This window comes from Psychrobacter sp., from assembly GCF_030454045.1.
GTDB lineage: Bacteria > Pseudomonadota > Gammaproteobacteria > Pseudomonadales > Moraxellaceae > Psychrobacter.
This window is the reverse complement of the sequence record NZ_JAKDJE010000072.1, coordinates 1-14,447: the sequence shown is the minus strand read 5'-3', so window position 1 is coordinate 14,447 and position 14,447 is coordinate 1. Positions and strand designations below refer to the sequence as shown.

The window sequence follows — 14,447 nt, the reverse complement described above, 5'->3', positions numbered from 1 at the left end:
TTGTTTTATGATGTTTGCCCTAACCATAACAATTTTATTTTGAGCTGACTATATTGTAAAAATAACCGCCTTCACCTTCGCCTGTACTAAATAAAATGTAATTCTTAGGTACATCCCAATAGTCATGTGCCATTTTAGCTGAGAAACCCTGAGGTGGCAGAGGATCAACTATTTCATCAGCACCCGAACGACTATTCAAAAATCTTAAAAAATATTTTGTATATAATTTAAAAAAACTGCTATGTTTTTGAACGCCAAGCTCTGTAAGAATGGCTTCAGTTTCTTGAATACGTTCAGTTTTCTTTTCTATTACAGGATAATCCTGCTTAGATAATAAAACTTCAACTTCATTGAATGAACTCACATTAATCTCCTTGCAATTGGTTTAAACGATCTTTCCAATATTGACCTTTATCTTTATCAAAAATATCACGATTATCTGGATGACTGTTGTTTCCATAAGCTTGCCACTCTCTTTTTCATATTGTTTGATCATTTCGGTTTGTTTGCGATGCATGTCAATTTTTGTTCCTGAGTCTATTTTCTTATATTCAACACCCATTTCTTCAATTTCAGCAGTAGAATAGCGCTTTTGGTTACCCTGCGTGACGGAAGTACTATTAGCTATTGAAGTACGACTAATTATATAACCACGCAACCCCCCAAAAAAACCACCCTAGCCATTCAAGCTGGGGTGGTTTTCTATTTTGTTTTTAAATTCATCCTTTCTAATGCTCTAAGTCCTAAGCAGGCCAACCTTCTAATACAATCTTGCCATGTGCTTGCTGGTTTTCTAGCATTTGGTGTGCATGGCGTACATTCTCAGCCGTGATAGTGCCAAGATGATAGGCAACGGTGGTTTTGATCTTGCCTGCATCAATCATATCGGCGACGTCCGTCAATAAACGATGCTGCTCAATCATATCTGGCGTATGGAACATAGATCGCGTAAACATAAATTCCCAATGTAAGCTCAGACATTTAGTTTTAAGCAGCTTGGCGTCTAGTGAGTCAGGATCATCGATGAGCCCTAATTTACCTTGTGGCTTTAAGCATTTGATGATTTCTTCATAATGCTCTTCGGTGTTGTTTAGACTGATGACATAATCCACCTCAGTGATACCTGTCTTCTGTAGCTCATCAAACAGTGGGTTACGATGATTGATGACATGATCTGCGCCTAAATCCTTTAACCACTTTACGCTCTCATCTCGTGATGCAGTACCGATAATCGTGGCAGAAGTTCGTATTTTTAATAACTGCGTTAAGATAGAACCAACGCCGCCTGCCGCACCAATGACTAATACCGAGACGTCATTAGCACGCTCATCACTACCGTTTTTGTCTGCCGAATTATTAGTAACAGGTACTTGCAGGCGCTCAAATAACATCTCCCAAGCCGTGATCGTGGTGAGTGGTAATGCTGCCGCTTCTGCAAATGACAACGATGCTGGCATACGCCCAACGATGCGCTCATCAACCAGCTGATACTCAGCATTACTGCCTGAACGAGTCAAATCCCCTGCGTAATAGACCTTATCCCCGACTGAGAATAGGCTGACTTCTTCGCCAACCGCCGTCACGATGCCCGCCGCATCCCAGCCAATCACTGCATACTCACCCTCTGGTGCAGGACGCGATTGACGGATCTTATAATCCACTGGGTTGACGGATATGGCTTTGACCTCTACCAAAATGTCATGGCCTGTCGCAGTTGGCTTATCAAGGGTAATGTCTTGTAGTGATTGTTCATTATCAATGGCTAGATTGTCTTGATAGCCAATGGCTTTTATTGTCTGATTTTGCATTGTTTTTATTCCTAATAATAAATAAATTGAGCAGAGTCCTCACGCGAACAGTACCGAAATACATAGCGCTTAACAGGAGATAATATATTTTTAATACAACGACTGTAACACCTGCTGTGTTTGGCTTTCTAGCTCTGCAATGGCTTCTTTGTCTAACGCATCGGCATGCGGTTGACCAAATTCGCCCCTAGCAGCGCCATGTGCACCATCTTTGATATCGTTGTCAAAGTATTTACCCGTGTCGTCCGCGAACTCATCCGAGACCGCTAATGCTGTTAAGATATTTGCGCCTTTATCTGCTGATGACCAGTGATGACCGTAGGCTTCGTCAACCATCTTGGTGTTCAGCAGTGAGCCTGGGTTAACAGCGATCACATTGATACCATCGCTAGCGACTCTATCTGCCAAATCCATACTCCACATCGTGAGTGCCAGCTTACTTTGCGCATAGGCAGCTTTGTCATCGAGACGCTCTTGTCCTACAAATGCCTTATATGATATTGGTGCTTGAGCAGCCGAGCTCAGATTCACAATACGCGCTTTACTAGATTGCTTGAGTAACGGTAATAAAGCATTGGTCAGCTCATAAGGCGCTAGGTAATTGACCACAAAGCGTACGTCCAAACCATCTTTAGTCATCGCTGATACCGTGGTATAAATCCCTGCATTATTTATCAATACATCCAGCTTTGGTAGCTTTTCATTGACGTCTGCGGCCATCTTCAGCACAGCCGTTAAGTCAGAGAAATCAGCGACAAACCCATCAATATGATCTACCGCGTCGCCTGTTGCCACTGCTTGAACTTCTGCAATAACACTAGCAAGTTTGTCAGCATCGCGGCCATGCAGGTACACTTGATGCCCAGCCTCTGCTAGCTTTAAAGCAGCCAATTTACCAATGCCATCTGTGCTACCGGTAATTAAAATTGTTTTAGTTTTACTCATGATTGCAACCATCCTGATTATTTGATTATTTAACTTATGGTTATATTATTAGTTACACGCTACATTTTATCCGCCGTCATGGTATCCATTGTTATGAAAGTGTTGTACTTCATACAGCCACTATTGATCATTTTTCAGTATTATTTTAAAAGTGGCGAACGCTTTATATAATTGTTTACTATAGGAAAATCATAACTATACACATAAATATCTGATAAATAAAAACGCTAGTAAGTGAGTACTTACTAGCGTTTGAACCACGACTGTCTATCTAAATCTTCAGTTAGCGTCAATTAACGTAAATCATCAACGACGGCTAGCATGGCGATAAGCGATGCTTCCCCTAACTGAATAGAACGCTCTGGTGACCAGCCCATCTCTGTATCAGGTAGATTATCGTTGTCTTTAAATGGCATCTCTAACGTATTGGCAAGACAATCAAAACGCTCTGCCACCCAATGGGTTGCCAGTGTCATGTTCGCCTCACCTGGCGCATCAATCTCATAGCCGACCTCGGTCTGAAAGTCAGCACTGGCTAATTTCAATACGTCTGAGAACCGATCACGTAGATGTTCGAGGCGCTCATTATAACTCGGCGTGCCTTGAGAGCCCGCAAGGAATGCATACGGCAATGCTTCATCGCCATGCACATCATAAAACAGATCAACGCCCGTCTCTTCCATCTTCTTAATCACATAAAACACTTCAGGGCTTTTGTCCAAGCTTGGACTTGCCCACTCTCGGTTTAGGTTCGTACCTGCTGAGTTCGTACGGAGATGTCCGCGCACACTGCCATCAGGATTCATATTAGGCACAATATAGAAATTGGCTTTATCTAATAATTGTCTACCCGTTGCATTATCACTATCTAACAAGCTATAAAGCAGACCCTCAATCAGCCATTCCGCCATCGTTTCACCCGGATGCTGACGCGCAGTGATCCAAATATTGCGCTTACTACTATCTCCATCACCAATTTTGAGCAAAGTAAGGTCACGCTTATCCAGCGTGTCACCCAAATGCTCTAGCGTCACTAGCGGATGTGTCTGTACAGCGGCTAATAAATCTTGATGACGCTCATAGCTATAAGGGGCAAAATAAGCAATTTGGATGGTTTCGCACGCCAGCTCTGCCACGATGGTTAATTTTCCATCTTGATAAGTGGTCGGTAGACGGAACCAATGCTGACGATCGTAGGAAGCGACTGCTTGATAATTCTCCCACCCTTCGAGATAGGAAGCCTCACCTGCATTCATAATATGAAGAACGTACTCATCTCCAACCTCGCCAGAGAGACGGAAGTTAAACCATTGGAAAAATTCTTCGCCAACGTCGGGACGAATGGCGAGCTGAATATTATTTTTATCTTCTATATTAAGTACGTCAATATTACCTGCGTCAAAATTGGCAGTGATACGCATGATCGCTCCTTGATGGGTTGTGATGAGTGGATTTGATAAGCTCAATTGAGGCATAAAGACATATGATAGTCTGTTTTATGCTAGATATGGGCAAAACTAAAATAGTAGAACCTCAATAAAATTGATACAGCATAGGAAACGCGCTCGATTAAACGCTACTTTTCTTGCTTGCTGTGACTGCGTCTCCAGAGGCTGCGAAAAATAGCGTTTAATCTTGCTATACCGTTTTTATAATGGTTTCACTATACAGTAGCGTATTATTTTATTGGTCATCACGCCCGCTTTTTCAAGTGATCAGCTGAATGGCGTTCTCTACTTGGACTTTATCCAAACTGAAAAGCAGATAGCTGCGTTTTTAGCACTTGCTCAGAGTAAATTTTATCCCCCTTATCATTGCCTGCTGCACCTGCTATCACCATCAGCGGTAGCAAATGCTCCTCTGCGCCTAATGGATGTGAGGCTGTTGCATAAGGGGCTTTTGTCCAGTTAGCCAGTGCTGACCATCGCGTCTCCGCATCCGCTGCGACAGTATTGGTCAGCCAGTCGTCAAAACCCTCTGATGGCGCGGTGAAGTTTGCATCACCATAGCCGCGCATATTATGAAAACTCATACCGCTACCGATAATCAACACCCCCTCTTGGCGTAATGATTGCAGGGCTTGACCTGCTGCCAGATGCGCTTCTGGGTCGAGATCATTACGTAGTGACATCTGTACTACAGGAATATCTGCCTCAGGGAACATTACCTTTAACGGTATAAAGACGCCGTGATCAAATCCACGCGCCGCATCTTGCTCATTTGGGATGCCTGCCGCTGTCAGCAAATTACTGACTCGCTCAGACAATACTGGCGCACCTGATGCCGGGTAAGCCAAATCATAAGTATGATTGGGAAACCCATAATAATCGTAAATTAGATCAGGTTTTGCGCCAGAGGTGATATGAAATTCAGGCGTCTGCCAATGGCCGCTAATGATCAAGATAGCCTTTGGACGCTCAGGTAATCGAGTGGTAATGCTCGCTAAAAAACTTGCCATACCGTCCCATGTATCCGCAGGTTGCCAATCCATAAAAAAACAAGGTCCTGCGCCATGCGGTATAAAGAATACAGGCAGGCTTGCTGCCCCGTTAGATGCGTATATGCTCATCACTTTCTCCTCGTCACTTTTATGAAATGGTGTTATTAATTGATATGACGTTATCAACGTGAGTCATGACGATCTTGAAGGTGACACTTTTTTAGCGTTACTGATAGCCATTAAAGGTAACTATTACACAATCCGCTTAAGCTCGCTCTAGATTTTTTGATAATACCTTGTCCATACTTATCGCACCGCCACCTTGTACCATCAGTGACAGCAGCGCTACCATCAAGGTCAATGCATATTCGTAGCCGCCATTGGCAATGAATAAGCCACTACCGATATGGACAGAAAAAATAGCAACTAACATCGTAAAAGCGGCGATCAATGCTGCAGGTCTCGTTAATAATCCTAATACTAACGCAAGACCACCAAAAAACTCAGCACCGCCTGCTAAGATAGCCATCAGGTAGCCAGGTTCCATACCCATACTACTCATCCACCCAGCCGTACCTGCCAGCCCATTACCGCCGAACCAGCCGAAAAGCTTTTGCGCGCCATGTGCCATCAAAATTAGGCCCACAGGTACACGAAGGATTAAGGCAGCTGTGCCAGCTTTCGATGTTAAAACTCTATTTAAGAATGAGGATTGCATTGATGAATACTCCATAACGTAGTAGTAATATAAAGTGTTTAAATATTGGTATAAACATACTTTACTATCATCGCTACGGAATAGTAAGCCAAGTTATATTGAATGATTATCAACGTAATGTTGTTAATTGATTGGACACCAAGATTATCAAACCTAGTAATAGCCTGAATAGAAGAGTCTGGTCAGTCATCTAATCAATGGGGTTTTTCTGCATTGACACACCGTAAACAAAAGCAGACAGCAACCATCAACAGGTCTGCTACAGTAGCAGCCGCTTTTGATTTAGTATTTGGTATTTGGTATTCGGCATTTACTATTTGGCGCGTTGCCAAGCCACCTCCATCTGTCCCATTTTTATGACGCACGACACAAGGGCTTCTCTGTTCATGATCGCATTTATACAAGAAAACCAGCAGTTATTCAGTTTGGCGATGGCGCTATTGTCCATCGTTGTTTTCTTGTGGGTGCTGCAATATGTATTGATTCATTATGGCAAGCCCGCGCTCAGTCTGATCTCACGCGGTGAGCTGTGGCTGCGTGGACATATCGCCCGCCTACCCTTGATCACACGTTTACAGGACAAATACCCTGTATTGTTTGGCTTTATCGCCAAGCGCTTTGCCCGTGGTCATTTTTCTGGTCTGATTCTCACGGTTTTAACGCTGCTCAATGTATATATTTTGGCAGTGTTTGCAGGTTTGGTTGAGGATGTGGTGGAAGCCGACTCTATCGTGACCACTGATTTGTTTGTATCGCAGCATATGAGCGTACTGCGCGAGTCTGGGATTATAGATGTCTTTGTGTTAATCACCAGTTTGGGCTCTACGCCTGTCACTTGCCTGATTGTCGTACTGACTGCCATTTTGTGTATGGTGGTGCGCCAGCCTTACGTCATTATCGGGCTACTGGTCTCAACCATCGGCAGCACAGCCTTTACCTTTGTGAATAAAATGGTGTTTCAACGCGCACGCCCTGTCGATATTTTGTTGCATGAGCATACCTACTCATTCCCAAGTGGTCATGCGACGGTCAGCATCGCGCTCTATGGGTTTTTGGGTTATATGGCGATTCGTTTTAGCATTCGCTTTGTTCGTCAAGTCCGGCTGCTCTCACTGGCTGTTTTGCTGTGTGTGCTGATTGGACTGAGTAGAATTGTGTTAAACGAGCACTATCTGAGTGATGTGCTGGGCGGGTTTTTGTTGGGGTCACTGTGGCTGATCATTGCGATCAGTGTGACGGAGTGGCTGACCGCAAAGGGCAAGATTAATTGGCGCATGTCATGGTCAAAAGGACAAATCTCATTGGTATGGCTGGGCGTCATCATGGTGTTTGTGGCCACACTGATTTATGCCAATATGTATCAGTTTCCGCTGCTTGGGTAAAAACACAGATAGCATTAGGCAATCATCGCGCAAAATCGATCTAGGGCGTGTTGAACATTGGGTATAAATTAATGGCAAAAAAAATAGCGAACGGTTAATCTTTAAGTTCTCACACAAAAAAGATATCGTTCGCTATGCCTCGCACCATGCTCAAAGATGAACACTGGACAAGACTGAAATCTATATTACTAGAACTTAATATCTATGACAAAGGAAATCTTAGACAAACGGTTGAAGGCGTGCTTTATCGCATGCGTGTTGGCTGTCCTTCGCGACTTACCCGAGTATTTTGGCAAGCCTAATACCATCTATAAAGCTTACCAGCGCTGGTTTCGCAGTAATAAGCTGATGGCATTATTTACGTCACTGATCAAAGACGCAGACCTTGAGTGGGTCTTTATCGATGGCACAACCCACGATGTTAAAGTCGCACCTGATTTATTAGACAAGGTTGATTTGAGTGATACAGAGGTTTTATGTGCCGATAAAGGCTATGATTCTGATGCACTACGAGCCCATATTGAACAAGCAGGGACGCATAATAACATCCCTCGAAAACGAAACACCAAGTCTTCTAACGACCATATGGATTGGGACTTGTATAAAACCAGGCATCTAGTAGAAAACGCTTTTGCTAAGCTAAAACAGTATAGGGCGGTTGCCACCAGATTTGATAAGCTCAAGCAGAGTTATGAGAATACGGTCGCTCTTGCTTGTGCTTATATCTGGCTCAAATTATGAATGTTCAACACGCCCTAATAAAATGGCGCTTTTTTCTTATCATTGACTATTACTTTGCAAAGCCAATTTTCATCAAAAATATCGCTTACAGATTTGGATTCACAATAATTTTTACCGCCGATTCGTTGTTGTGAATCAACGTCTCAAACCCCTCAGAGATCAAATCATCTAATTTGATGCGCTGGGTGATAAACGGCTCAAGATCGACCAGTCCGTCTTCGACCAGTTTAATGGTGTCTTCGTGATTATTCACATAGCCAATAGTACCGCGAATATCCAGCTCTTTCATCACCACGCTGTGCACGCTGACTTTTGCAGGATGGCTCCAAATCGAGACAATCACCACCACGCCAGCAGGTTTGGTCAGCTCGACGAGTGAATCGAGCACCGCATTGACACTGGTACATTCAAACGCCACGTCCACGCCGCGATCATCAGTGATTTTCATCACCTCTTCTTTGAGATCGACTTCGGTAGGATCCAGTATATAATCGGCAACGCCGCTGTCTTTGGCTTTTTCTTTACGTTTGGCACTCAGCTCAGTCAGAATCACCGTCAGACCTTTGGCTTTTAAAACTGACGACAATAACAGACCGATGGGGCCACCGCCGCCGACCAATGCCACATCACCTTCTTTTGCGCCACTACGCACAAAGGCATGATAGCCAACCGATAATGGCTCAATGAGTGCCGCTTGATCTAATGGGATGTCGTTTGAGATGGGGTGTACCCAGCGGCGTTTGACCGCGATTTTTTCGGACAAGCCGCCACCGCGTCCACCCAGACCGATAAAGTTCATGTTTTCTGATAAATGATAGTTCTCTCCTTCTGCGGTAGAGACATCGTCGGCAATGATATACGGCTCAACCACCACGTGCTGACCGACTTCGATATCATCAACGCCCTCGCCGACTTCGTAGACTACCCCTGAGAACTCATGACCCATGGTAATGGGTGCGGACTCCCCTGATATAGGATGCGGGTGACCACATGGCGGGATAAAAATCGGCCCTTCCATAAATTCGTGCAAGTCTGTGCCGCAAATACCGCACCATGCCACATCGATACCGACCGTACCCGGCTCAACGGTAGGCTCTGGAATGTCTTCAATACGGATATCACCTTTGTCATAAAAACGTGCGGCTTTCATGTCATGCTCCTTTGATTATTTATTATGTGTTGTGAGGGTCTCTCGCTATCCATAATGCCCAGATTAAAGTTGGGCTGTCAACGATGGCCGCGTGTACAGTTGTTAAGCAAAAGTAACGCTACTACATACGCCCAGCCAAGCTATTGATATCGTTAAGAACGGACGTTAAAACAATGAAATCAACTCGTCTTTTATAAAAAATATCAACAGTTGGTTATTTTTTAGTAGTCCTTACGACTTGGCAAAATCCTCCAAATCAATCACTTGATGGCAGTAATGACGCATGATGTGGTGATCGTGACTGACCATCACCAGCGTACACTGCTGCGCTTGGCACTGCGCCACCAGTAAATTTAGCGTTTCTTTTTGAGTGATGGGATCGAGTCTAGAGGTGACTTCATCGGCAAACAGCAGCACAGGGTTAAAGAGCAATGCGCGCAAAATCGCCACCCGTTGCAATTCTCCGCCTGAGACATTGAGCGCGTTACGTTCAAGAATTCGTTTATCCAGCTTGAGCCTCTCCAATAACTCAGGCACACGATTGGCATCTAAACGATGCTTGCGGATGACATCATTTAGCAGAATTTGCAACGGTACATGTGAAGCAAAAGCAGCAGGTGGATCTTGATACAACTTGAGCACTTGATGGCGTTTGGGTTTGGTCTGCCATGTGATCGCGCCACTGGCAGGTTTAAGCAGGCCACAGAGTGCATCGCCTAATGAGCTTTTGCCAATGCCGCTACCGCCAATCACGCCAAGCACTTCAGCGCGCTTGAGACGAAAACTCAACCCCTCAAACAACACCCGCTTGCCGCGCGCTAAGCTCACGTCTTTGACGGTTAATAAGAGCTGTTCTTTGATAATGGCGCGGTCTTTTGCTGGCCAGTTATCAGGGGCGGCAGCGATAAGCTGTTTGGCATAGTCTGAGGTTGGTTGATTAAGTACCTGTTCGCCATGGCCTTGCTCTAACAGTTTACCCTTTTTCATCACCATGATACGATCATCAGCACCCAAGCTCAGCGACCTTGCGACATCGATATCATGGGTGATGGTCAATAGTGTGCCGCCATCGCGGGCGACGTTTTTGAGCAGATGAATCACCGCTTGTTTATTGATCTCATCTAAGCCCTTGGTCGGCTCATCGGCGATGACAATATACGCGCCGCCTGAGGTGGCAATCGCAAAAGACGCACGCTGCGCCATACCGCCTGACAGCTCGTGCGGATAGTACGCCGCAAATTTGCCCAGTCCGAGCGTCTCTATTTTGTCTTGTGCCAATTGCTTACTGACCTTGCTGTCTTGCTTGGCGACAAAATACAAGCTCTCCCACACTTGACTGAGCACATCCATCGTAGGATTCAGCGAACGGCTTGGCTCTTGCGGCAGCATCGCCATACGGCGTCCCCAGTAGGCACGCAGCTGCGGCTTGGTCAACGCTTGGTTTTCAATCAAAATATCACCGCGACTGACTAGCTCGTCAGGCAGCGCGCCCATAATGGCTTGTGCCAATAGGCTTTTACCCGACCCTGTTTCACCCAAGATAGTCAGGTTTTGACCCTTATACAAGGTGACGCTAATCGGCTCAACCAAGCTTAGTCCTGACTTGGTAAACACCGCCAAGTCGTCAGTTTTTACCAATATATTTGTGGCGGCCTTATCAACATTGGCAGCATTGTCTTTTGCAGTGTGCGCGATCATTTTATTTTTCCTGAGAGTAATTGTAGGCTTAGTACCAAAATAAAGACGGCAATAATGGGCTGAAGAAAAATAAATGGCGCTTGATAATAATACGGAAACAGCTCCGTCATCATCAGGCCCAGCTCGGCGGTCGGTGGACGTAACCCAACATTGATAAAGCCTAGCGTAGCCAGTGCCAATACGGCATTACCTGCCGCAAAAGCACTTAGAGTGGCGACCACAGGCAATATCTTGGGCAAAAAATGACGCTTAAAACAATAGAAAAAATCCATACCCATCAAGCGTGACGCTTCAATCTCTCGGCTGCTGGCAATAGTCTGGGTCATGGCACGTACCATGCGAAAAAACTCCACCCATAGCACCAAAGAGATACCCAGATACAGCGACCAAAAGGTATTTGGCGCAATCGCTGCAAACAATAAGACGAACAATAGCCCCGGCAGCGCCATAATAATGTCGCATAAAAAGGTACAAACCCTATCCACCCAGCCGCCAAAATAGCCGCTAAGCACGCCCATCAGTAGTCCAAAAAACAGCGCAAAGCCGACTGATAAAACAATCAATAAAAATGACAACCGAATGGCTGACGCGACCCGTGCTAGCATATCGCGCCCAAAGTGATCAGTGCCAAACCAGTGGCTGACGCTCGCAGACTGTAGCGCGTCGCCCAGCTCTTGCACGTTGGCATCTATCGGATAGTACAGCGGCTGCAAAAAGGCAAATACCAATAACAAGATAAGTAACAGGCCGCCAAATTTTTGTAACGGTTGGAGGGCATTGGCCCCTCTAAAAATAGTCATAAAATCAAAATTCCTCATGTGGGCTGCGTCGGTGCGCACTGCATGTGTGATATCGCGGTGGTGATAATGGCTTGGTGCTCATGATCAACGTGCCAAATCAATACGCGGATCGATCAACCCACTGAGCAAATCCACCACCATATTGAGCACCACAAACATCCCGCCCATAATCAGCGCGGTGCCTTGTATCATCGGCACATCACGCGCGACGATGGCATGTACCAACGCGTGACCACTGCCCGGCCACGCAAACAAACTCTCGACAATCACCACCCCCTCGACCAAATACACCAGCTGGACTGAGTGATAGGCCAAAATCGGAATGGCCACATTACGCAGCCCATGCCGACAAAACGCCGTCCATTTACTCAGTCCCTTAAGCTTGGCAAAATCATAATATTCAGACGTTTGTACCTGTACCATCGCATGGCGACTCACGCGAACCGACACCGCAGACAGCCCAATCGCTAGCGTCAAAGCAGGCAAAATGTAATGCTGCGGCGTGCCGTAACCAGCGGCCGGCAGCCACTTTATATGCACCGCAAGTAGCGTGATGAGCGCAATACCAATGATAAAGATCGGCACAGAACGCAGTACGGTACTGGCCATCAACGTCAGGCGATCAAACACCCCATTGGGGCGCTGCGCCGCCAGCAAACCCAGTGGTGGCCCGATAAAAACCGATATCGCCAATGCCGCCAGCGCCAAAGACAGCGTGTGCCCAAACTGATGCGCAATCTCCGCCCATACTGACTCGCCACTGACCAAAGAATGCCCAAGGTTAAACTGCACCAAATCCAGCAACCAATCAAAATAGCTTTGCCACCACGGTTGATCCAATCCAAGCTCTGAGCGCACCAGTGCCGCGGCGGCAGCGTCCGTTTGGTCATAGCCGTAGCGACTGGCGACAATACGGTACGCCATATCACCGGGCAGGCTGCGGGTCAGCACAAAGGTCAGCGTGCCAACCGACCAGACCACCAAGAGCAGCTGCAGCACTCGATGAGCAATATATTTAAACATAGTTATCCATTACAATTTTTTAGTGTTATAAAGAAAAGCGCGGTAAAAACGGCTTACCAAGACAACTTGTTTAAATAAAAGTTTCGCTCCAAACCATCGATTTCTAAGCCCTTTAGTGACTTATGCGCGGCGGCGTTTTGTTGGTAGTACACCACAGGTACGACAGGACGCTCATCAAAGATGATTTGCGAGACGCGCTGTTTGGTCGACACATCATTACCTTTGGTCGTCTCAAGCGTCAATAAACGCTCGGTCAGCTCTGGGTTTTGCCAATTCATCACGCCCCAATCGCTGCCTTGTGGATCAAAATCCTCTACTAGTGAGCCGATTGGATCAGGGGTCATGCCGTAGTTACGCGCATAGAGTCCCATCTCAAGCGTGCCATCTTGATGACCTGAGGGAATCTCTGAAAAATTACCCACGGACACATCCACATCGACGCCGAGTTTTTTCCACTGCGCTTGTAAGGCGGTAGCGATAATGGGCAGCTCAGGACGGTCTGAGAATGTGCGTAAGGTAAACTTGAAGGGTTTGCCGTCTTTTTGGAGCATGCCATCACTGCCTTCAGTAAAGCCTGCATCTAATAGGCGCTGCTTGATGGCCTTAGGGTCAGGCTTCTGGTTTGGGGTGTTGATTTGCCAGTCTTTGAAAATCGGTGGCAAGATTTGCGCGGCGGCGGCATTATCAGCATGCATCACAGATTGAGCAATGGCTTGTCTGTCGATGGCATCACTGAGTGCTTGGCGCACGCGTACATCGCGGAATAGCGGATGGTCCGCATTGACTTTGTATTCGATGGTACGCGCCAAGGACTTTGACTGAACTTGTAGATTGGGGTCTTGCTGTAGGCGGGCGAGACTGGCTGAATCTAAGGTAAATACGAGGTAATTAGGTTTACTCTGTGCCAGCAAAGTGCGCGTTTCGCTACGGCTATTGGCTAAGTAAGTAATGTCTTGGATCTTGGCTTTTTCGCCCCAGTAGTCGGCAAAGGCTTTTTGCTCGATTTTTTGTGGCGGCTCAAATTTGGTGACGTAATACGGCCCTGTGCCGATCAGCTGCGTGACGGCGTCGCTATCATCGAACGAGGCGGTGTCCAAAATGATACTGGTTGCATGTGCCAGATAAGCAGGGAAAGACATCAGCGGCTTGTCTAAGGTGATCTCAACCGTGTTGTCATCAATCGCTTTCACCTCTGAGATTGCCGCAGATTTTAGAGCGGTTGGCTTGGTTAGGGCAACTTGCAAGCTTTTGACCACATCAGCTGCACTCATAACTGAGCCGTCATGGAATTTTACGCCATCACGCAGCACAAACGTCCATACATCGCCCTTATCATTAGACGACCAGCTTTGTGCCAACATGGGCTTCAGCTCTGCATTTTGTTTGGCATCGACCAGCGTCTCGGCAATCTGCAAACGCTGAAAAATAAACCCCGACTTGCTGGGATCCATGGACGTTAGCTCCCACGGTGTCACCACGATCAAGTCTTGCTGGGTGTCTGCTTTTACCACCGTCTCAGTATCGGCATCAGTGCTTGCCGTCTTTGCGCCAGCAATGACGTACCACGCCAGCCCTACCAATACCACCAGTACCGAAATCAAGCCAATTTTTTTCATAACCATTTCCGTTATAATAGACCTCTTGCAAAAGTAGTTGTAAGACACAACGTATATTATTGAACTCTACTTACTTAGGGGCTGTATAGAATTGAGAAAACATTGAAAAAAATAAGCAACGCCTTA

Annotated in this window: 12 protein-coding genes and 1 pseudogene; 2 read left to right on the top strand and 11 right to left on the bottom strand. The window is 46.1% G+C overall.

From position 1 onward, the window contains the following. Nucleotides 1-34 precede the first annotated feature (34 nt). The 6 genes from L0G63_RS11390 to L0G63_RS11365 all read right to left on the bottom strand — a co-directional run bounded on the left by L0G63_RS11390 (nt 35) and on the right by L0G63_RS11365 (nt 5,911). A complete protein-coding gene (locus L0G63_RS11390) occupies nt 35-364 on the bottom strand; it encodes a hypothetical protein (protein ID WP_301450761.1) in 330 nt (109 codons plus the stop codon). 379 nt (nt 365-743) lie between these two features. Further along, nucleotides 744-1,793, bottom strand: a complete 1,050-nt coding sequence (locus L0G63_RS11385; RefSeq protein ID WP_301450762.1) for a zinc-binding alcohol dehydrogenase family protein — start codon at nt 1,791-1,793, stop codon at nt 744-746. A 105-nt stretch (nt 1,794-1,898) separates the two neighbouring features. Further along, complete coding sequence (locus L0G63_RS11380; RefSeq protein WP_301450760.1) at nt 1,899-2,753, bottom strand: SDR family NAD(P)-dependent oxidoreductase; 855 nt, start codon at nt 2,751-2,753, stop codon at nt 1,899-1,901. Nucleotides 2,754-3,046: 293 nt separating this feature from the next. Then, on the bottom strand, nt 3,047-4,174 hold the full coding sequence (locus L0G63_RS11375) for a M14-type cytosolic carboxypeptidase (RefSeq protein WP_301450759.1): 1,128 nt from the start codon (nt 4,172-4,174) through the stop codon (nt 3,047-3,049). Nucleotides 4,175-4,497: 323 nt separating this feature from the next. Beyond that, a complete protein-coding gene (locus L0G63_RS11370) occupies nt 4,498-5,322 on the bottom strand; it encodes a class III extradiol ring-cleavage dioxygenase (protein WP_301450758.1) in 825 nt (274 codons plus the stop codon). 136 nt (nt 5,323-5,458) lie between these two features. After that, nucleotides 5,459-5,911, bottom strand: a complete 453-nt coding sequence (locus L0G63_RS11365; RefSeq protein ID WP_301450757.1) for a DoxX family protein — start codon at nt 5,909-5,911, stop codon at nt 5,459-5,461. Between the two features lie 386 nt (nt 5,912-6,297). Between L0G63_RS11365 and L0G63_RS11360 the strand changes: the two genes are divergently transcribed. Together L0G63_RS11360 and L0G63_RS11355 are read left to right on the top strand one after the other, a co-directional pair. Then, nucleotides 6,298-7,293 carry a phosphatase PAP2 family protein gene (locus tag L0G63_RS11360; protein ID WP_301450756.1) on the top strand — a complete coding sequence of 332 codons (996 nt, stop codon included), beginning with the start codon at nt 6,298-6,300 and terminating at the stop codon, nt 7,291-7,293. Nucleotides 7,294-7,427: 134 nt separating this feature from the next. After that, nucleotides 7,428-8,034 (top strand): annotated as a pseudogene (locus tag L0G63_RS11355) (transposase). 85 nt (nt 8,035-8,119) lie between these two features. Here L0G63_RS11355 and L0G63_RS11350 read toward each other — a convergent pair. From L0G63_RS11350 to L0G63_RS11330, 5 genes are all read right to left on the bottom strand, one after another. After that, nucleotides 8,120-9,184, bottom strand: a complete 1,065-nt coding sequence (locus L0G63_RS11350) for a 2,3-butanediol dehydrogenase (protein WP_301450755.1) — start codon at nt 9,182-9,184, stop codon at nt 8,120-8,122. Between the two features lie 231 nt (nt 9,185-9,415). Next, nucleotides 9,416-10,882, bottom strand: a complete 1,467-nt coding sequence (locus tag L0G63_RS11345) for an ABC transporter ATP-binding protein (protein ID WP_301450754.1) — start codon at nt 10,880-10,882, stop codon at nt 9,416-9,418. Further along, entirely contained in the window at nt 10,879-11,682 is an 804-nt protein-coding gene (locus tag L0G63_RS11340; RefSeq protein ID WP_301450753.1) for an ABC transporter permease, read from the bottom strand. Before L0G63_RS11340 ends, L0G63_RS11345 begins: the two co-directional genes overlap by 4 nt. A gap of 84 nt (nt 11,683-11,766) precedes the next feature. Beyond that, nucleotides 11,767-12,705 (bottom strand): ABC transporter permease, encoded by a 939-nt coding sequence (locus L0G63_RS11335; RefSeq protein ID WP_301450752.1) that lies wholly within the window; start codon nt 12,703-12,705, stop codon nt 11,767-11,769. A 53-nt stretch (nt 12,706-12,758) separates the two neighbouring features. Then, a complete protein-coding gene (locus tag L0G63_RS11330) occupies nt 12,759-14,321 on the bottom strand; it encodes an ABC transporter substrate-binding protein (RefSeq protein ID WP_301450751.1) in 1,563 nt (520 codons plus the stop codon). Nucleotides 14,322-14,447 lie beyond the last annotated feature (126 nt).